This is a genomic window from Robertmurraya sp. FSL R5-0851 (assembly GCF_038002965.1).
Lineage (GTDB): Bacteria > Bacillota > Bacilli > Bacillales > Cytobacillaceae > Robertmurraya_A > Robertmurraya_A beringensis.
The window spans coordinates 1,053,677-1,073,890 of record NZ_JBBOOE010000001.1; the positions used below are offsets into that span (position 1 = coordinate 1,053,677).

Sequence of the window (20,214 nt, forward strand, 5' to 3'; positions counted from 1 at the left end):
CTTATTATAGCCTATTTCAAACATAGTGTGAATAATTGATGAGATATTTTTTAGCCAAGTTTCTAAAGTGTTTCTAAAAAAGGACAACATTAGTCTTCCCTCATTAGGCATGTTCATCTATATGGGTGCATAGATTATATTAATCGTCTCTGATCATTCAAACAGGGGAGGTCCTTATGGATATCTTAAAAAAGATTGAAATGTATAGACAAGAAGAGGAAAAGTTAAAGTGGGAAGGTACGTTTGCAGAGTATTTAGAAATTGTGAAGGAAAGTCCATGGGTAGCACAGTCGGCACATTCTCGCGTTTATAATATGATCAAAGATGCTGGAATTGAAAAAGACGGGACGAGTAAAAAATATGAATTTTTCAGTAACCAGTTATTTGGTTTAGAGGAGTCGCTAGAGAGACTAGTCGAGGAGTATTTTCACCCGTCTGCCAAACGTTTAGATGTTAGAAAGAGAATTCTTTTGCTTATGGGACCAGTTAGTGGCGGAAAATCCACTCTAGTCACGATGCTAAAGCGTGGATTAGAAGCATATTCGCATTCAGAACGAGGCGCTGTTTTTGCGATAAAAGGCTGTCCAATGCATGAAGACCCATTACATCTCATTCCGCACCATTTAAGAAAAGATTTTTACGATGAATATGGTATTCGAATTGAAGGGAATTTGTCTCCATTAAATACAATGAGAGTCGAACAGGAGTATGGCGGTCGAATTGAAGATGTCATTATCGAACGTGTTTTCTTCTCAGAAGATAAGCGTGTGGGGATTGGAACATTCAGTCCTTCCGATCCAAAGTCACAGGATATTGCTGATTTAACAGGTAGTATCGACTTTTCAACCATTGCTGAATACGGATCAGAATCCGATCCGAGGGCTTATCGATTCGATGGAGAATTAAATAAAGCTAATCGAGGTATGATGGAGTTCCAGGAAATGTTAAAATGTGATGAAAAGTTCTTATGGCACTTACTTTCTCTTACACAAGAGGGGAATTTCAAAGCAGGTCGATTTGCACTCATTTCCGCAGATGAATTAATTGTGGCTCATACGAATGAAACGGAGTATCGCTCGTTTATTTCAAATAAGAAAAACGAAGCATTACACTCACGTATTATCGTTATGCCAGTACCTTATAACTTAAAGGTAAGCCAGGAAGAGAAAATCTACGCGAAAATGATTGGTGAAAGTGATGTATCACATGTTCACATTGCTCCGCATACTTTACGAGTTGCTGCTATGTTTACCATCTTAACTCGATTGAAGGAACCGAAAAAAGGTGACATTGATTTAGTGAAAAAAATGCGACTTTATGATGGGGAGAATGTTGAAGGTTTCTCAAGCGCTGATGTTGATGAGTTGAAGAAGGAATATGCGGATGAAGGAATGAGTGGAATTGATCCTCGTTATGTGATCAATCGTATTTCTTCTACAATTATAAGAAAAGAAATGTCGTCTATTAATGCACTAGATGTTCTTCGTTCCTTAAAAGAGGGCTTAGATCAACATGCATCCATTACTCCAGAGTTAAAGGAGAAATATTTGAATTATATTTCACTTGCTCGTAAGGAGTATGACGATATTGCGAAAAAAGAAGTGCAAAAAGCATTTGTATACTCGTATGAAGAGTCTGCAAAAACGCTGATGGATAATTACTTGGATAATGTTGAGGCATACTGCAATAAGGCGAAGCTTCGAGACCCATTAACTGGTGAAGAAATTAACCCAGATGAGAAGCTGATGCGCTCCATTGAAGAACAGATTGGTATTTCCGAAAATGCGAAAAAAGCATTCCGCGAAGAAATCTTAATTCGTATTTCTGCCTATGCAAGAAAGGGCAAGCGTTTTGACTACAATTCGCACGATCGTCTACGTGAAGCGATTCAGAAGAAGCTGTTTGCAGACTTAAAGGATGTTGTGAAAATTACAACCTCCACTAAGACTCCAGATGAGCAGCAGCTGAAAAAGGTTAATGAAGTAGTAGCAAGATTGATTGACGAGCACGGCTATAATTCTACCTCTGCAAACGAACTACTTCGTTACGTTGGTAGCTTGTTAAACCGTTAATAAAAGGAGGGCTGGCGAAAGTTGCCAGTCCTTGTTTGGTTTACCGCTTGTCCATCCCGGGTATAGATTAACAGAGGTGATGATCATGAAAACAAATCAAAAGGCCAAAAACGATGTTGCACAAAACAGTTCCATGGCTGAGGATATGAAAGAAATGAAGAACCTTGGAAAAGAAGTCGAACAAATGAAAACAAATGATGAGTTAAAAAAGGATAATAAAATTCCTGATCCACAGCAGGAAACGAAATCAAACCAAACAAAAGAAAAGATAGAAAAAGTAAAAAGTAAGCATCGTTTATTAGATGCAAAATTTTAGATCATACGGCTGGAGAAAATACTTATCCCTATTAATAAGTAACCAGCACAAGTAGAATAAGCGGAGATTTTTCGGTTAGATGCAGAATGGGGCTTATTTCGGGGTAAATAAGAGGAGATTTTCCGCTTATATAAAGCAAAAACCCCTCTTTTCGAAGTTTTCGAGCCAATAGGCGGAATCTCTCCGCCTATTCAAGCTCTTTTTAATCTGGATTACTAATTAAACGGAATTTCTCCGTCTATTTATCAGCTCGGGTACTTAACCTGAACTTCCAGCCGATGGGTGTAATGCGCCAAAAAATTGAGCTAGTTAATATAGCTCTTTTTCTTTTCCCATTAAAGACAAACATATTTTCTTTTTCGAAATAATATTTATAGAAGTAAGTTTTACATTGGGAATTAGGTGAACTGATTATATAATCCGTCAGATCATCTTACAGTGTATTTTTGAAATGATGAGAGCCTCTAATGTACTTGAATAGCAATAAAAAGGCTTGTCCATCATTATGGGCAAATGTCTCATTGTCAAAATTATTTGTAAATTATTGCGTCCTCTTGCATATGATAGAGTAATCAACATTTCCCACTCAAATTTACACTCGGGATATTGTATGAGCGTTTTGTGAAAATGGTGACAAAAAAATTAGGAGGGTTAAAACTATGGCAGATGTAAATAACCATCAATTTGTGATTTCCCAAGAAGACTGGTCCCTCCACCGAAAAGGCTATGACGACCAACAGAGGCATCAGGAGAAAGTTCAGGAAGCGATTCGAAACAATTTACCAGACCTAGTGACAGAGGAAAATATTGTTATGTCCAATGGTCGGGAAGTGGTGAAAATACCGATTCGCTCACTGGATGAATACAAAATTCGTTATAATTATGATAAAAACAAACATGTAGGCCAAGGAGATGGAGAAAGCAAAGTTGGTGATGTCGTAGCTAGAGATGGATCCGCAAATCAAAAGGGACCTGGAAAAGGGCAAGGAGCAGGAGATCAGGCAGGAGAAGACTATTTTGAAGCAGAAGTGTCTTTAATGGACATTGAGGAAGCTCTATTTAAGGAGTTGGAGCTGCCAAATTTAAAAAAGAAGGAAAAATCCGAGAACGTTGTAGAGGACATTGAATTTAATGATATCCGTAAAACAGGTTTGATGGGGAACATTGATAAGAAAAGAACAATGATGACCGCTTACAAGAGAAATGCAATGACAGGCAAGGCCAGCTTTCATCCTATTTATAGAGAAGATTTAAAATTTAAGACCTGGAATGAAATTATTAAGCCAGATTCTAAGGCTGTTGTGTTAGCAATGATGGATACAAGTGGATCAATGGGTCTTTGGGAAAAATATATGGCTCGAAGCTTTTTCTTCTGGATGACAAGGTTTTTACGAACCAAGTACGAAACAGTAGATATTGAGTTTATTGCCCATCATACAGAGGCAAAGGTGGTTTCCGAGGAGGATTTCTTTTCTAAAGGAGAAAGCGGAGGAACCATTTGTTCATCAGCATACCGTAAATCACTCGAACTTATTGAAACAAAATACGATCCTGCAAAATATAATATCTACCCATTCCATTTTTCAGATGGTGATAATTTAACTTCTGACAATGCACGTTGTGTGAAGTTGGTAGAAGAATTAATGAAAGTGTCGAATATGTTTGGATACGGAGAAGTAAATCAATACAACCGCCACTCGACCCTAATGTCCGCGTATAAAAACATCAAACATGAAGACTTCAGATACTATATCCTCAAACAGAAATCAGACGTGTTCCATGCGATGAAAAGCTTCTTCAAGAAAGAAGAAAATAAACAATTTGCTTAAAACCAGCCATGTGGCTGGTTTTTTATTGAGGCTCTTTTCTAAAACATTGTGCTACATACCCTTTTAAGGAAATTAATATTTCAACAACCAATCTGAACATTTTCATCGAGAGCTAAAAAAACGGTAATGATTTATTTATTTATGTTGACCGAGACAGCGAAGGAAAAGGCTCAAACGAACGCTATAGAAAGAAAAGCTTTGATTGGTATAAAAAAGTCATTGCCAGCAATGGCGAAGATTTAGAGTAGAAAAAGAAGGAAAGCTCTCTAGCAGGAGCTTTCCTTTTGACATTATTTCACTAAACCTAATGATTTCAAACCATTAAAAATACCTGAATCATCAACACCAGTTGTAACATGCTTCGCGTATGAAAAAAGCTCCGGATTTCCACTTCCCATAGCAAAACCTTCACCTACATTCGAGAGCATTTCTTTATCATTCATCCCATCTCCAAATGCAATGGCCTGTTCAGTTTGAAAGCCTAGATGTTCAATCACAGCTTTGACCGCTACTCCTTTATTTACATGGTCACGGATAACATCGTAACAAGTGGTGAAACCTGGAACATTCACCTTTGCATAGTGTATACCTTCAATTGATTGATAAGGTATATCGCCCTCTTCGTCGGAGGTAATGATGGTTATTCCGAGTACGTCCTTTTGAATGGATTGATGATATTGGTCGTTCTTTCTCAGATGAAAGGCTTTTTGAAAATCTTTAACTCTCTTGGTTTCTTGATCAAGGAAATAGTTCTTATTATGAGTGTAAATAACCAGATCATGTTTGTGTGTTTCTGCAATATGTAAAAAGGAATTCACATCCTCTATTTGCATATTTTCTTTAAAGATTTCTCTGCCTTTATAAATAGCATAGGCACCATTATAGGCTATATATGAATGAATGTTTAATTCTTCCCCGAGATCCGTTATTTCATGAAGTGGCCTTCCCGTGGCAAGTATTACTTCAATGTCTTGATCTTTCAACTGCCTGATTGCTTTCTTAGTTGTATCCTCAATGGAGTCATCTGGTCGTAAAATGGTTCCGTCAATGTCTAGAAAAACAACTCTGTATTTAGTCATTTAGTAAGCTCCTTATGATTAGACTTCTTCATGTTTTTGAGTATCTTACATTATAGCAAAGTACCGTGGCAAAGGGGGAAATGAACGAAATAATTCATCTTTTTCGACAAAAAACATCAAAAACCAACAGAAATCTCCGATATAAATAGTAAGTCTTGTTTGACTTTTAGGAGGAACAGCATATGCCTTATCACATAATTCTCGATGGAGTAATGGTAGTAGCGTACTTTTTTATTGCAGCCCAATTAAGTAAAAACAATCTTACACTGAATTCTTCCATTCCTTATAAAATGCTTGCAGGTGGATTGGCAGGTGCATTTTCTTTACTTCTATGGATGTTTGTGCCTGGAGTGCAGGAAGTGGATTTATCTTTATATCATCTACCTTTTCTCATCATTGTATTATTCGGTGGTGGTGGATCTCTAATCGGTGCGATGACCATTTTTTTGGGGGGCTTGTCTATAAACTTAGGATGGGCAATTATCACTGAGCCCTCAGTATATTTTTTAATGGGGTGCTGTTTTTTTCTTCCTATTCTTAATAGAAAGATTAATAATATATGGAACAGATGGATGTTCTCTATTACTTTAGTGACCGTTTTAAGCTACTTCTTCGATTATTCTAGATATGCGGAGCAGGATTCAACACCCTTTTGGGTTTTTGCTGTGCTAAGTATAGTAACAGGTTCATTTACCATTTACTTAATCTTACATGTGCATCGATCAAGAAATGCATTTACTGAGCTTGAACGGAAGAATCAAATTCTTTCCGAACAGCATGAAGAAATTCTTCTGAGACAGAGTGAGCTGTCACTAACCAAACAAAAATTTCAAACAGTAGTAGAAAGTGTAAAAGAGGTAATTTTCCAAACGAATCGAGAGGGAAAGATTGTTTTTCTTAATGCTGCCTGGGAGGAGTTAACCTTTTTTAAGGTGGAGGATAGTTTAAACAAACACTATTTTTATTATGTAGTACCAGAGGAAAGAACAAATAACATCAGAAAAATTAGTAAGTTAATTGCTGAGAAACAAGCCCGGACACGGATGGAAATTAAATTTTACAACAAAAAACATGAAGTACTTTGGATGGAGTTAAATATTTCATTTTCCTACGACAGTGATGGGAACTTGTTAGGTACCTTTGGAACAATGACAGATATTACAGAACGGCATAAGTCCGAACAAATACTTAGCAAAACTCTAAAAGAGTTAGAAGATATTAAATTTGCAATGGATGAATCTGTTGTTGTCATGGTTACTGACCCAAAGGGAGTGATCTTAAAAGTTAATGATTTATTTTGTAGCATTTCAGGTTACACAAAGGATGAGCTAATAGGAAAGCCACAGCAATTTCTAAACTCTGGTTATCATCTGCAAAGTTTTTATCAAACCATGTGGGAAACGTTAAATAGAAAAGAAGTTTGGCGTGGAGAGTTACGTAATAAATCAAAAAATGGAAGTTATTATTGGGTTAATGCTGTGATTGTCCCGCTAGTGGATGAAGCAGGAGAAATCCATCAATTTGTTACGATTCAAAGTAATATTACGAAGCGAAAACTGGCTGAACAGAAACTTGTTGAAGCCAATGACTTGTTACTAAAACTATCTTCTGTTGATGGATTGACAGGGATAAATAATCGACGTTCATTTGACGAACGTATTGCTTTTGAGTGGGACAAAGGATTTATCGCACAAACATCATTGTCTGCCATTTTATTAGATGTTGATCACTTTAAGCTTTATAATGATCATTACGGTCATCAACAGGGAGATGACTGCTTGAAAAAGGTTGCTAGGTTGATGGTTCGTGAGTTGCCACGATCATCGGATTTTGGTGCAAGATATGGGGGAGAAGAATTTGTAATATTACTACCTGATACTGGATTACTTGAGGCAACCTCTATTGCTGAGGAGATTAGAAAAGGAATTCTTTCTTTACAAATCGAGCATGAAAAATCTAAGGTATCTCCAATGATTACTGCTAGTCTTGGAGTTGCATCGATCATACCTTCAGAAGACGCTTCGGCAAAAAAACTGTTAGAGAATGCTGATAAAGCACTATATATCGCTAAGAGAAATGGTAGGAACCGAGTAGAATCATATACAGAAGAAAAAACAAGCACAATTGATGTGAATGAGAGAATAATGGAAAGGGTTGTAGTAAAAGATCCTGTCCAGGAATATATCAATTTATTGCATTCAGAGGATACTCACACGTGGGAGCATTCTAATCGAGTGGCTCATTATGCAATATTACTTGCTAAAGAGTTAGGTGTCAGTGAGAAGGAACGAGAAAAGCTCTATTTAACAGCCTTGCTCCATGATATTGGGAAATTAGATATTCCGCAAAGTATTCTTAGGAAAGCTAGCCGACTAACAGAAGAGGAATATACTATTATTAAACAGCATCCAATCTTAGGTGCAGAAAAATTGCAAAGACATGGAGAATTCCCATTTAAAAAGGAAATTTTAGAAGGAGTCCTTTATCATCATGAAAGATGGAATGGCTCTGGTTATCCACATAGACTAAAAGAAAAGGAAATTCCATTGAACGCTCGTTTACTAGGAATCGTCGACTCTTTCTCTGCGATGACAGAAGAACGGGTATACAAAAAAGGGATACCAACTGAAAAAGCATTGTTTGAAATTCACAGTCAAATGAATTTATTGTATGATCCAGAGCTTGTTCAGGCGTTTTTAAGAGCAATGAAAACAAGTATCCCAGAACAACAAGTAAGGAAATTGTCCGGCTAAATCAAAGCCCTCGTACGATTACGAGGGCTTTTCTACAGTTTAAAAGTTGATAATTGTATTCTTTTCCAACGATAATAGAAAGGTACGATAGAAAGGAGCGGGATTATGAAAGCAAAAAAGGCATTAATAGCTGGTGCTACAGGACTTGTTGGCAATGAACTTTTACATATACTACTTGAGGCAAAGGAATATGAAACGGTGACAGCTATCGTAAGAAGACCTCTTTCTATAAAACATCCAAAACTTAATGAAGTAATTGTTGATTTTGACCATCTTGAAGAATATTCTGAGCAGATGGCAGTAGATGATGTTTTTTGTTGTCTAGGAACCACAATCAAAAAAGCGAAAACAAAAGAAGTGATGAAAAAAATCGATGCTGATTATCCTCTTGCACTTGCTAGATTAACACAGAAACTGGATGCCAGACATTTTCTTTTAATTAGTAGCATGAATGCTAATCCTCAATCGAAAATATGGTATTCCCAAATGAAAGGGAAATTAGAGGAAGAGCTATCAACCGTACCATTTCAAACGATTTCTATTCTTCGCCCATCCCTCTTACTGGGAGATAGGCAGGAGTTTCGTTTAGGAGAGAAAATAGGTGCAACCATTTTCCAAGCGTTGTCATTTCTATTTGTAGGCCCATTATTAAAGGTAAAAGCAATTGAAGGAAGACAGGTAGCACAATCGATGTATTCTATTGCACAGACGAATCGGCAGGGTGTGAATATCTATCCTTCTGATATGCTTCAAAGCAGGATAACCACATAAGAAAGGATTTATAAAAATATGCTGTTAATGATTGGGGCCATTGTTTTAGCCATTCTTATATATAGTGCCATTTGTTTTTATATTGGATATAATGGTTGGGTTTGGCTAAAGGCAAGAAATTTAATTCAGTGGAAGAAAATCTATATTATCGTTGTGATTGGTTTATCATTGTCCGTTTTTGCCGGGCAGTTGCTACCTATCTATTTATTTAAAATTGTAAGTGGATTATGGTTAGCTGTTGTTGGGTACAGTCTAATTATTCTTCCATTCACCAATCTTCTGGTCTATTTTTTGAAGAAAAGGTCAATCATTTGGGCTGGTAATTTAGTAGGCTTATTCTATTTATTTGTATTGATCTATGGATCTTTTCTAGCGTGGAACCCGATTATCCATACTTATGATATCGAGGTTGATAAAACCGCTGGGGATCGAAAAGAATTAAAGGTATTAATGGCTTCAGATATCCATGCTGGTGTTCTGGTTGGAAATAATCATTTAGAAAAGCTAGTGTCAATTGCAGAAAAAGAAGAACCGGATATTATATTAATTCCTGGGGATCTAATCGATGATTATATTGAACCATACTTAAAACAAAACATGGGTGAAGTAATGGAAAAGCTTGATGCACCGCTAGGAGTATACGCTGTTCTTGGAAATCATGATTATTACGGTGAGGACTCAAAAGAAATACTTACAGAGATGGATAAGGCAGGTATTACCGTCTTAATGGATGAATGGGTGATGGTAGAAAACTTTTATTTAATTGGTAGAAAGGATCCTACTGACGAAAGCAGACAACAGTTAGAGGAATACGTAATCGGGCTAGATCAAAGTAAACCACTTATCATGCTTGATCATCAACCAATTGATTTTTCAGAAGCTAGTAAACAAGGAATTGATGTTATGCTGTCAGGACATACACATAAAGGTCAACTCTTCCCTGCGAGTATTGTGACCAATCTTCTTTATGAGAATGACTATGGATATGAAAAAATGGAACAATTGCATACCTTTGTCTCATCTGGATTTGGTGTATGGGGTCCGCCACTCAGATTGGGGAGTCAATCAGAAGTGTTTGTCATTAATCTTACTTTTACACGGTAGAAAAAAGGATAGCGAATCAGCTATCCTTTATTGTTTAATGGTCGGTTTTTTTGGTGTTCGAGCTCGTTCTTGAATCATGGTATGAAGAAGTTCATGGTATCCAGTTGGATTACATAAAATAATTTGGTTTCCCATTTCTATAGGAAAGGATTCATGCAGTTGTCTTTCAATTTTGTCCGTGAATCCACCTTTTGAAAGGAAGTGTGGGACAATATATACCTTTTGATACTCCTGTAATAAAGTCATCTCAAGCTTCTTCAAATAATGCGGCTCTCTACTTAAATATCCCCATTCAACGGGGAGACCTAATTCTTCTCTAACCACCTTTGTTAATTGCGAAAATTCTTGAGCAGTTTCTTCATGACCACTTCCATGGGCAACAAGTAAAACAAGTTCATCCTGCGTTTCTTGATAGCCTTTTTCTTGAAGCTTATCCATAATTGCTGGTAGAAACAACCGATCGCTTCCAAGAACATTTGCATACATAATCGGGATGGTAGGGAAACGTGCTTGAGATTCAGCAATTTCGGTAGGTATATCTATTAATGCATGATTCCCAGATAGTAATAATACAGGCACGACAGTCACGGTCGTTGCTCCTTTTCGTATGCATGATTCTATGGCTTCCCCAATAGAAGGAGTAGCAAGTTCAAAAAAACCATATGTTTGTATAGGAGCAATATTTTCTTCCATCGTTTCTGTAATAAATGAAACAAACTGTTCATTCCAAACCTTTGAGCGACTACCATGACTGATATAAACGATTGCTTCCATTTTTCACCTCACACCTATTGCTGATAATTAGTTCGAAGTATATCAGTTGTTAGAAAAGGGAGCAAGTAACAGTATGTTATTTAGAATAATAGTCTGCTAAGCAAATAATGGCGCTTCCCATTCGTTCTGTTTCTGGGAAAATAACACGGTTAACTCCGTGTTCTTTAAGTGCCTGAGCGGTGACTTTTCCAACTGCTAGTGCCACAACTTTATTTTCAAATTGATTAAGTAGCATAGTCGTCTGACCTTTTTTATCGGCATGAGCAAATAAGTATCGTACTTGTGGTGTACTTGTGAAGCTTACTGCATCAATGCTTCCTGCAATAATCTCTGATAGTAATAAATCTATAACATCTTCATTTGGCGGTGTATGAACATATGGGAGAATTTCATGGAATGTCGCTTCGTTTTCCTCAAGAAATTTTATAAGAAGTGGGGCAGGGTCACCATGCAATTGAAGCGCCACACGTGTCCCCTTAGCAAATTTCTCACAAGTAGAAAGGGAGCGTACTAGTCCAGCCGTACTTCCATCGTCATCTCTTACAATGGGAGTAATACCAAGCGTTTTTAAAACATTCACCGTCTTATATCCTCTTGCAGCAATCTTACTTTCATTAAGCTTAGAAATAAATTCATCTTTTTTCTGCATTTTCTCAGCAGTTTCTAAAAGAATGGTTAACCCAATTCCAGTAGTGAAAATAAGCCAGTCATAGCTTCCATCGAGTAATTTCGAGATTTCTCCCTCTATATTGGTATCATCCAATCTAGTTGTACCTTGTGATGGACGAAGTACTGGAATTCCCCCTTGATTGCTAATAATCTTACTTATTTCATTTGTTTTTCTTGTACCTGCAATAACCACTCGTTTGTTCTCTAGTTTTTTCATGTATGGCCCTTCTTTCTTTTAGAATAGTTAGAATCATTTTAGCATCAATAATGAAAGTAAGCCTCCTAAAAACAAAATTATTTGTAGACTTTTGCAGTAGGCAGGTTTATTTCTTGTTCAGGAAAAGTTCGTTATAATGATAGAAATCATTTTGACTTGGAGGTGAAGGGTGATGGACCTTGAGAAAATTATGTTAAAGTTGTCGAAAAGAAAGCCCTTTGTTTTAGGGAGTGAGAACTTCTCTACTTATTCTATCTTGCTTCCTCTTGTATTGATCAATAATGAAATAAATCTTGTATTTGAGGTCCGAGCCTTATCATTAAGGAGGCAACCGGGTGAGGTTTGTTTTCCAGGAGGCAAAAATGATGAAACCGATAAGGACCATATGGAAACTGCAATGAGGGAGACCTATGAGGAATTAGGTTTAAAAGAAGGAAGTATTTCTCAGGTGTTACCGCTAGACTTCATCGTATCTCCATATGGTAATATTATTTATCCATATGTTGGAGTCATAGATACTATTAATGATATACAAGTAAACCATAAAGAGGTAGACCATATTTTCACTGTTCCACTCTCATTTTTTAAACATACGAAACCTGATATCCATTATGTAAGTGCACGGATCGAACCAGAACCAGGTTTTCCTTATGATTCCATAGTTGGTGGGAAAGACTATAATTGGCAAATAAAAAGAATGGAAGAGTGCTTTTACTATTTTGAAGATAAAGTGATATGGGGGTTGACCGCGAGAGTTGTAAGACATTTTCTTCAAGTAATTGAAGAATAATGGCACCCCATTAGTAGCATGACATAATAAACATCTCAAGGAGGTGACGAGGGATTGAAAACAAGAGAGTTATTAACACATGTACAAGAAGCATATGTCTCTCTGTCGAAGATGGGGTTGGTTATTGTAAGTGCGAAAGGAGAGTATCTCACATCTGTGTCCGGAATTGATCCGGTTACAGAATACCTGTTCATAAATGAGGAAATTGCTTTTCGCCAACAAATTAATCAAGTTGTCACTTCTTCCACTATTACTAAACCAATAACCTATTTACTCCTACATAAAGGGGAGTTCAAAGGTCTAAAAATTGCGATTGTGCCAGTCAAAGTTGATGGAACGATTTATGGATATATTTTAACCTCCGTATTTGTAGAAAGGAATAGTAGTAAGGAACATCTCGTATCTGTTTTTAATGATAGAAAATGGGAAGAAGCGGTCAAGACAATTAGAGTTCTTAGTATAGATGAAACAGATGTATTGCTAGATACATTACAAAAGATGGCTTCCGTATGCAGTGCTTTTTTTGTAAAAGAACTTGAAACACAATGTTTTCAGTCAATGCAACAATTACTATTACATATGAATCGAGAAAATCTTCAAATCGCAAGTTTATTTGAGGAGCTTTATGAAAATATAGATGATGTTGATTTGCTCTGTTATGTAACACAAAATCGTAATGACCGCTGGATTATCGAACATTTAAAAGGTAAAAATGAAGAAAGTCTTAGTAATCTAAAGCTAGATATGATATCAGATTTATTAAATAGTGCTCGAGACAAAGGCGAATACCAAAGTATTGAAAATATACAATTCGACCCTCGACTTTCATTTCTATATGCCTATGAAATTAAGCCTAAATCTGTTTATTTTTTTCCTATTAAAAACGAACTTGACACACAAGGAGCCATTATTTTAATAAGTGAACAGAAAGACAAGCTTTCCCGTAAAAATCTTCAAGCAATAGATGTTATCAGAAGAATGTTTGCTGTATATCAGGCGAAGTGTCAATTAAAGTTAGTCGGTTTTCACCATTAACAAAGCTCTCTAGAGTAATTGACATGAGTAAGTTAATGATTGATTTGAAGAGCGTCAGAGAGCTGCTGTTTTTAACCTTAGATATGACAGATCATCTCGTAAAGGATTCCATTGCGATTGTAGTACTGAGGGACGAGACGTATGAAAGTGTTAACGGTGAACAGTTAACCAAGAATCAACTAGAACACTAGTGTTGCGTAAATATTGTTCCAATTTTCAGTTTAATCATTCTTCTAATTTAGAGCCAAAAAAGGAAATACCCAGTTAAAGGTGGCTCCATCCATTTGGAAATTTATTTACAATTAGACAAATGTGACGACGGCAATTTGCTTATTAAGGGATGGCTTTTCCTTCAATTTTCCGAAGCCAGATATTCGCTGGTTTCCACAATGCAGCCCTTAAATAACGACTAATTTGTAAGGTTTTTCTCTTACTTTTTGTTTCGATTTGTACGAGAACATGGAGGCAAAAAACAATAAGTGCGATAAACACTTGATTTTGAATTGCCCACTCGCTCTGACCGTAAAACTTCTTAATGCTGAGATGTTGTTTGATCCATTTAAAGAACAGTTCAATTGCCCAGCGTGATTTGTACATGTCTGAAATTTCTTCGGCACTTAAATCAAAACGATTGGTGACTAAATGGAGTTCATTTCCCTTGGAATCCAAGACCTTTATCAGGCGAAAATAATTTTCAGCACGGTTTTGTGTGGTACCTATTAAGACCATTTGGTCTGATAAAACAGGTGTATTTTCGGGTAGCTTAAAGTTGTAAACTTCCCGGATTACCGCGTTTTTCCGTAGCCTTGAAAGGAAAAAGTAGCCTTCATCGGTCATTCGGTCAAAACGCTCATAATCCAAGTAACCACGGTCAAAAACATACATGCATTCTTTATCATCTACCATGATTTCAAGCTGACCACGGTCATGTTCTTTTGCCGTTGTCATAACGACTTTTTCTGGGTACGAAGTGCCTTTTTCCATAAATACAAGACGTAGATGCAATTTTACTCCTGCCTTGGTTTTACGGAACTTTGCCCATTTATGGTTTGTTAAATTCAGTGGTAAGGTGCTTGAATCGATAATTTTTAAGGGCATCACAAGCTTCGTATAATGCGTTTTGGCATGAATTTGTGATACTAAATCGAGAAACAGCCTTTGGAAAAGGTCGGGGTTCAGCCCATTTAATCGTCGTGATAACTGAGAAATACTAATAGAATCAAGGTCGATTGCCTTTTGGAGCTTGTCATCGAAAAGACAGTCACTTAGTGCATGAAGACTCTCAACTTCCTGTAGCTGGGCAAAAAGCAGTAATTTCAGAAATGATTCAGTCGTTAATTTCTTCGTATAGAAGTCTAATTTCAATGTTTTCACTTGTTCCTCAAATAATTGAGAATTGATTGGTGAAAACCATTGTCCAAATGAATTTTTTCGTGTAATCTTGTCCATGAGAGATGTCCTTTATTAGTGGATTTGGACGGGTTACCACCTAGCTTTATCCATTATAAAGGACTTTTTCTTTGCACAAAACAAAATTAGTGAAGATTATGAGTCTTTTTAATATTGAAATTAAATTAATGCAATACTAGTGCAACTAGAACTATATATAAAAGATGTATCAGAAAGTTTGTTTCAAGGACAGAGTGAAACACATAACCGTATAAGAAATGTCTCGTTTGGGTCCATGATTGAATGTCCTATACTGGTTAATCAACAAATAGAAGCAGTTTTATGTGTGAAGGTGGAGAATGTCACTACTGAAGTAGAAGTCTATTTAGAGATCCTTTCCAACTTATTAAGTATCGGAATGGTTAAATTTTATGAATCAAATAAGGAACAAACTGAAAATAGTCAATCATTGCATATCCCAGAATCAATTAAGAGTTTATTAACTAATAGAGAAAATGAAATTCTACAGTGGATGTTAAAGGGTTATAACAATCAAGAAATCGCTGATGTACTATTTATCAGTGCACACACTGTGAAAAACCATATCTCAAACATATTCCAAAAGTTAAATATCACGGATCGTAGACAATTATTTTCAACTATTTATCAACTTCAGTTTTACACCTAAGCTCCCGATTGGGAGTTTTTGTTTTTGTATTATAAGAAAAAGAGCCTATGAAAGAAAATTCTTTATAGCATTCCTCTCCTATCTATGTAAAATGAACTATTTTATTCGTAGGAAATTAGGAGGGTTCTTCTCAGACACTTGTTGGATTCGGACAAAAAATAGGAGTGTCAGGGAATAGAGGATTAAAGGGATTGATTTATAATAGAGATAGAATGTTTGAATGAAAAAGTTTTTTTAAAGGAGTTTTGACAATGGTTAGAGAAGAAATAATTACCTATAATTGGAATCAGGATGTAACCTTAAACACAGCTGACCTCTTTCGAGAGGAGTTACAAACATTTATTCAGACCGATAATAATAAACTAATATTAAGCTTAAAGGGTGTTGGCTATATAAACAGTGCAGGTCTTGGAGTGATTGCTGATGCAGTCATGCAAGCAAGAAAGCAGGGGAAAGAATTAGTTGTAGCAAACATACAAGGACCAATTTCTGAGATATTTGAAATTGTTAAGTTCGGATCATTTATACATCTCTTTGCGACTGAAGAAGAGGCCACCCATTTTTTAAGAAATAAGTAATTTTTCCAATCGCCATTTTTTTGTCAAAAACATTTGAAAAAATAGTGAATGAATGGAAATATTTCACCCTATTACCACTACATTTTCTATAATAATAGTGGACCAATAGGAGGGATTATTTATGAATATCACAACGATAATCGAACTGAATAACCAAGAAGTTGAACAGATGGCAGGAGCTAAGATGATGTTTGTGCAAGAGCAAATTACTGAACAGATTATTCATACTTGCGTGGATTGCTTTACTGTAGAAGGGTCAGAGGAGAAGATTGAGCCGGAACAAGCAATGGAAAAGGTTTTTGAGCAATTAAAAGGTAATGGTGTGATACCTTCAGGTGTAACAGAATTCTCCTTTGAAATGCCCGCTTGTGGTACGATCAAAAAAAATAATCAAGTTATTGCAGAAATCCCACAAAATGTTGTCCTGACATTTACGATATAAATAATAGAGGAAAAACCACCATCCTGACCAGTAACGTTAGGATGGTTTTTTCAATACAGAAAATTCGACATTATTCTTAGTGGTCAAAGTGAAAGTAACGTATAATAGCAAGAGAAAACATAGATAAAAAGAGGTGAGTTTAGTGGGTATTCATATTGGATTTATTGGTTGTGGGAAGATGGGACAAGCCATATTAACAGGACTACTTAGCAAAAGGAATATAGACAAAAGTCAAATTCGGGTAAGTGCGAAGACTGAAACTACCTTAAGTAAAGTAAAAGAGATCTTTGGTGTTCAAACAACTACCAACAATAGAGATATTGGAAAATGGGCTGATATTTTAGTGATAGCTGTGAAACCGAATTTACATAAAGAGATTATCGAGGAAATTAGAACAGAGATTTCCCCTAATACGATAGTGGTTACCATTGCCGCAGGTATTACATTACAATTCTTAGAGCAATCATTTGGAATGCCCGTAAAGGCAGTTAGAGCTATGCCTAATACTCCTTCTCTTGTTGGAGAGGGAATAACAGCGTTATGTTTTCATGATCTTGTTTTAAAGGATGAAAGAGAACAGGTTTCCAATATATTTGAGTCTTTAGGACAGGTTGAAGAATTTCCGGAGATGTTAATGAACAGTGTTCCAGCGATTAGTGGTTCTTCACCTGCTTATGTGTACATGATGATTGAATCATTAGCAGATGGAGCTGTTATGCAAGGGATTGCACGTGACAAGGCCTATAGGATGGCTGCTCAAGCGGTTCTTGGTGCTGCCAAGATGGTTTTAGAAACAGGATTACACCCTGGAGTATTAAAGGATCAAGTTTGTACCCCAGGTGGTGCTACCATCGAAGCGGTAGCAGCCCTAGAAAAAACAGGCTTTCGTTCCTCCATTCTTTCAGCAATGGAAAGTTGTACAGAAAAAGTAATCAAACTAACAGAAAACGAATGAAGAGGAGTTTGGGAATGCGTAATAGGATTAAAAATGGGGAAAATAAGCATAATCTGGCTGATTATCCTTTAGGGGGTGTTTTTAATGAATATGGACAAATATAAACTTCTCCTTTTTAAAAAAATTAAGGATCAGCTTTCCATATGGTTTGAGAAGGAACCCGATAAACATGCCACGAAGGATGAGCTGTTTCTTTTTCTACATTCCATCAAAGGGACAGCGGGCACGATTGAATTGGGTGGATTATTTACTCTTGTTACAAATTTAATGAATGAGATTGAACGTAATAATACAAAGCTTGAATGGGAGAAACAAGAATTACGTGACTTCCTTTACGAGTTAATGGATTTAAGTTATCAGTATGAACATTTCGAGACGATAGATGTTTCGAAACCGATTATTAGAGATGAGGGGACACCTCTTATTCAAGTGATTGATGATGATATTTCCATGCTCATCTTATTAAAAGATACACTTGAAGAAAAGGGCTGGATAGTAGTTGCGCATACTGATCCGGAAGTAGGAAAAGAATTGTTCTATGAACTGCAACCTGACTGTTTAATTATAGATGTTAATCTTCCGGGAACAAATGGTTTTCAGCTTTTGGAGGACCTTAATCATCATCTTGAAAAAATGTTTATACCAACAATCATGATTAGTATTGAAAACGACCGGATGACAAGAATAAAGGCTATTGAATCTGGGGCAGATGATTTTATAGAGAAGCCGTTAGATCTTGAGGAATTCATACTACGTGTAAAACGTCAACTAAATAGAAAAAAGTTATTTGATCAATCAGTCATGATCGACGAACTTACAAAAGTGTATAACCGTAGATTTTTGAACGATTCTTTACAAAGGAGTCTCGTTGAAATTGAGAGATCTAGCACTTATTTCAGTGTAGCTGTACTTGATTTGGATTATTTTAAAAAGGTAAATGATACATATGGACATATTGTTGGAGATAGAGTATTACAGACGTTTGCACATTTCCTAAAGGAACATGTAAGAGGGACGGATTTTGTCTTTCGATACGGAGGAGAGGAATTCGTCATCTTATTTCCTAGAACAAATGATACCGACGTAAAGAATATTCTTACTAGGTTGTTAGAGAAATTCTTTAACACTCCTTTTACAGAAAACGGAAAAACTTTTTATATTTCGTTCTCAGCTGGGGTTTTTATGGTTTTAGATGAGAAAATGGATAGTAAAACCGTAATTAATACAGCTGATCAAGCGTTGTATTTAGCAAAAGAGAATGGGAGAGCAAGAGTTGAAAGTGCCAATCAATTAAACCTTGGTGCTGCCAAGAAAACTCTACATGTATCCCTTATTGATGATGATGTGATTATTCGAACAATGATAACGAAAATTCTTCAGAGTATGGAATTTGAGTTTGTTGATCTTGATATTTGTTCTTTTGAAAATGGGGTTGATTTTTTTGACTCGGGTAGACATGATATTTCCGGTCAGCATTTTCTAGTTCTCGATGGAGTAATGCCTGTGATGGATGGAACTGAAGTACTTCAACGGGTGAAGTCAGGAAGGAAAAGGAAACAGTTCCATGTTCTTATGCTAACGGGACGGAAAAATGAACAGGATATTGCTCGTTCACTAAAGCTCGGAGCGGATGACTATGTGACAAAACCTTTTAGTATTCAGGATCTTCAAGCGAGAATCTATAGTTTTATTCAAAGGATAACTAAATGATAATTTCAAATGAAGGAATTGTTCTCTTTTATGCAACCATTTTTATACTCATCATATTGCTAGTCATCTTGCTTTACTTAATTATTCGGAAAACCCTAGAAAACCAAGAAACACTAAAGGTTGATATGATAAAAAAGGAAATAGAAACATCACTGTTTGAAAGCATTTCAGAAGGAAAAGTTTATGAGCGGTCCAATCGAGACCGTTTTTCTTTGAAAGCAATGGAGGAATTATTAAAAAGCTACTCCGATACGGTCGTTGGGACAATGGAGATCCAATCTATTACAGCCATGGCAGATAAATACCTATCGGAAGGATATAGAAAAGTATTAAAAGGTAGAAATTGGAGCAAAAGAATCAATGCCTTATATCATATTGAAGATTTTCAAATGCATCAGCTCTCAGATGATGTTAGACAACTTTTACAAAGTCGTTCTATAACGAGAGAAGAAGTGATTGTTAGTATTCGCTTTTTAGCAGCAACGGGTAGGTTCGAAGAAGTTTTTGAGTTTGTGAATGAGAGGTACACTGATTTAACAGATTTTGACTATAGAAGTATTTTGTTCAAACTAGATGAACCTTCCTTCGGTTTGCTGGTTGAAAGGTTTTCTGAATGCCACCCTACCCTTCAATGGTCCATCCTTGAAATCATTTCAATTAGAAAAGAGCTTTCTTATCTCACATTTGTGGAAAGGATATTCCATCTGTATAAGGGAGAGGAAACAGGGATTCGTGCACTTAAAGCTATTGCATCTATTGGATTTACTACCGATATTGAACAGTTTTACCCATTAGGGGAGAGCTCAGAATGGCAGGAGCGAATGCTATTTGCTAAGTTAATTCGTTTTTTCCCTTCGGAGTCCTCGTACGACATTTTAGCAACGTTAATTCATGATCGAAATTGGTGGGTTCGTTCTCAAGCGGCTCAATCATTTACAAAGCTATCTAAAGGAAGAGAACGTTTAATTAAAATAATGGAAAACTCGCACGATCCGTATGCTAGAGACATTGCAGCAGAGTGGCTTCAAAAAGGGGAAATATAA

At 36.3% G+C, this 20,214-nt stretch carries 19 protein-coding genes and 1 pseudogene; 16 read left to right on the forward strand and 4 right to left on the reverse strand.

The window, feature by feature from the left end; all coding sequences use genetic code 11:
- The first annotated feature begins 176 nt into the window (after nt 1-176).
- The 4 genes and pseudogenes from MKX65_RS05425 to MKX65_RS27060 form a co-directional block, all read left to right on the forward strand.
- A complete protein-coding gene (locus tag MKX65_RS05425) occupies nt 177-2,072 on the forward strand; it encodes a PrkA family serine protein kinase (RefSeq protein ID WP_340902717.1) in 1,896 nt (631 codons plus the stop codon).
- A gap of 85 nt (nt 2,073-2,157) precedes the next feature.
- On the forward strand, nt 2,158-2,388 hold the full coding sequence (locus MKX65_RS05430) for a hypothetical protein (protein ID WP_160548952.1): 231 nt from the start codon (nt 2,158-2,160) through the stop codon (nt 2,386-2,388).
- A 659-nt stretch (nt 2,389-3,047) separates the two neighbouring features.
- Nucleotides 3,048-4,217 carry a sporulation protein YhbH gene (gene yhbH, locus MKX65_RS05435; protein WP_160548951.1) on the forward strand — a complete coding sequence of 390 codons (1,170 nt, stop codon included), beginning with the start codon at nt 3,048-3,050 and terminating at the stop codon, nt 4,215-4,217.
- A 134-nt stretch (nt 4,218-4,351) separates the two neighbouring features.
- A pseudogene (locus tag MKX65_RS27060) lies at nt 4,352-4,465 on the forward strand (hypothetical protein); the annotation flags it as partial.
- Nucleotides 4,466-4,507: 42 nt separating this feature from the next.
- On the opposite strand, the gene MKX65_RS05440 reads toward MKX65_RS27060, so the two are convergent.
- On the reverse strand, nt 4,508-5,296 hold the full coding sequence (locus tag MKX65_RS05440) for a Cof-type HAD-IIB family hydrolase (protein WP_160548950.1): 789 nt from the start codon (nt 5,294-5,296) through the stop codon (nt 4,508-4,510).
- Between the two features lie 182 nt (nt 5,297-5,478).
- Between MKX65_RS05440 and MKX65_RS05445 the strand changes: the two genes are divergently transcribed.
- From MKX65_RS05445 to MKX65_RS05455, 3 genes are all read left to right on the forward strand, one after another.
- Nucleotides 5,479-8,049: a diguanylate cyclase gene (locus tag MKX65_RS05445; RefSeq protein WP_160548949.1), complete on the forward strand. Its 2,571-nt coding sequence runs from the start codon at nt 5,479-5,481 to the stop codon at nt 8,047-8,049.
- Between the two features lie 105 nt (nt 8,050-8,154).
- Complete coding sequence (locus tag MKX65_RS05450; protein WP_160548948.1) at nt 8,155-8,820, forward strand: NAD(P)H-binding protein; 666 nt, start codon at nt 8,155-8,157, stop codon at nt 8,818-8,820.
- 18 nt (nt 8,821-8,838) lie between these two features.
- On the forward strand, nt 8,839-9,924 hold the full coding sequence (locus MKX65_RS05455) for a metallophosphoesterase (RefSeq protein ID WP_340902719.1): 1,086 nt from the start codon (nt 8,839-8,841) through the stop codon (nt 9,922-9,924).
- A 27-nt stretch (nt 9,925-9,951) separates the two neighbouring features.
- Here MKX65_RS05455 and MKX65_RS05460 read toward each other — a convergent pair whose 3' ends face one another.
- Complete coding sequence (locus tag MKX65_RS05460) at nt 9,952-10,698, reverse strand: CbiX/SirB N-terminal domain-containing protein (RefSeq protein WP_160548946.1); 747 nt, start codon at nt 10,696-10,698, stop codon at nt 9,952-9,954.
- Between the two features lie 76 nt (nt 10,699-10,774).
- Complete coding sequence (locus MKX65_RS05465) at nt 10,775-11,584, reverse strand: uroporphyrinogen-III synthase (protein ID WP_160548945.1); 810 nt, start codon at nt 11,582-11,584, stop codon at nt 10,775-10,777.
- Between the two features lie 172 nt (nt 11,585-11,756).
- Here MKX65_RS05465 and MKX65_RS05470 point away from each other — a divergent pair, with 172 nt between their 5' ends.
- Genes MKX65_RS05470 through MKX65_RS05480 form a run of 3 tightly spaced genes read left to right on the forward strand, consistent with a single transcriptional unit; the run spans nt 11,757 to nt 13,600 of the window.
- Entirely contained in the window at nt 11,757-12,374 is a 618-nt protein-coding gene (locus MKX65_RS05470) for an NUDIX hydrolase (RefSeq protein WP_340902721.1), read from the forward strand.
- Between the two features lie 54 nt (nt 12,375-12,428).
- The gene (locus MKX65_RS05475) at nt 12,429-13,409 is read left to right on the forward strand and encodes a PocR ligand-binding domain-containing protein (RefSeq protein WP_160548943.1); all 981 of its coding nucleotides are present in this window, start codon (nt 12,429-12,431) and stop codon (nt 13,407-13,409) included.
- Nucleotides 13,410-13,432: 23 nt separating this feature from the next.
- A complete protein-coding gene (locus tag MKX65_RS05480; protein ID WP_340902722.1) occupies nt 13,433-13,600 on the forward strand; it encodes a hypothetical protein in 168 nt (55 codons plus the stop codon).
- A 142-nt stretch (nt 13,601-13,742) separates the two neighbouring features.
- Here the strand turns inward: MKX65_RS05480 and MKX65_RS05485 are convergent, their stop codons facing one another.
- A complete protein-coding gene (locus MKX65_RS05485) occupies nt 13,743-14,858 on the reverse strand; it encodes an IS4 family transposase (protein ID WP_340902647.1) in 1,116 nt (371 codons plus the stop codon).
- A 139-nt stretch (nt 14,859-14,997) separates the two neighbouring features.
- Between MKX65_RS05485 and MKX65_RS05490 the strand changes: the two genes are divergently transcribed.
- From MKX65_RS05490 to MKX65_RS05515, 6 genes are all read left to right on the forward strand, one after another.
- Nucleotides 14,998-15,486: a response regulator transcription factor gene (locus MKX65_RS05490; protein WP_340902724.1), complete on the forward strand. Its 489-nt coding sequence runs from the start codon at nt 14,998-15,000 to the stop codon at nt 15,484-15,486.
- Nucleotides 15,487-15,737: 251 nt separating this feature from the next.
- Nucleotides 15,738-16,064: an STAS domain-containing protein gene (locus MKX65_RS05495; protein WP_160548941.1), complete on the forward strand. Its 327-nt coding sequence runs from the start codon at nt 15,738-15,740 to the stop codon at nt 16,062-16,064.
- A gap of 121 nt (nt 16,065-16,185) precedes the next feature.
- Nucleotides 16,186-16,506, forward strand: a complete 321-nt coding sequence (locus MKX65_RS05500; RefSeq protein ID WP_160548940.1) for a hypothetical protein — start codon at nt 16,186-16,188, stop codon at nt 16,504-16,506.
- 142 nt (nt 16,507-16,648) lie between these two features.
- Complete coding sequence (gene proC / locus MKX65_RS05505; RefSeq protein ID WP_340902726.1) at nt 16,649-17,461, forward strand: pyrroline-5-carboxylate reductase; 813 nt, start codon at nt 16,649-16,651, stop codon at nt 17,459-17,461.
- Between the two features lie 84 nt (nt 17,462-17,545).
- On the forward strand, nt 17,546-19,171 hold the full coding sequence (locus MKX65_RS05510; protein ID WP_340902727.1) for a diguanylate cyclase: 1,626 nt from the start codon (nt 17,546-17,548) through the stop codon (nt 19,169-19,171).
- A complete protein-coding gene (locus MKX65_RS05515; RefSeq protein WP_340902729.1) occupies nt 19,168-20,214 on the forward strand; it encodes a HEAT repeat domain-containing protein in 1,047 nt (348 codons plus the stop codon). Before MKX65_RS05510 ends, MKX65_RS05515 begins: the two co-directional genes overlap by 4 nt.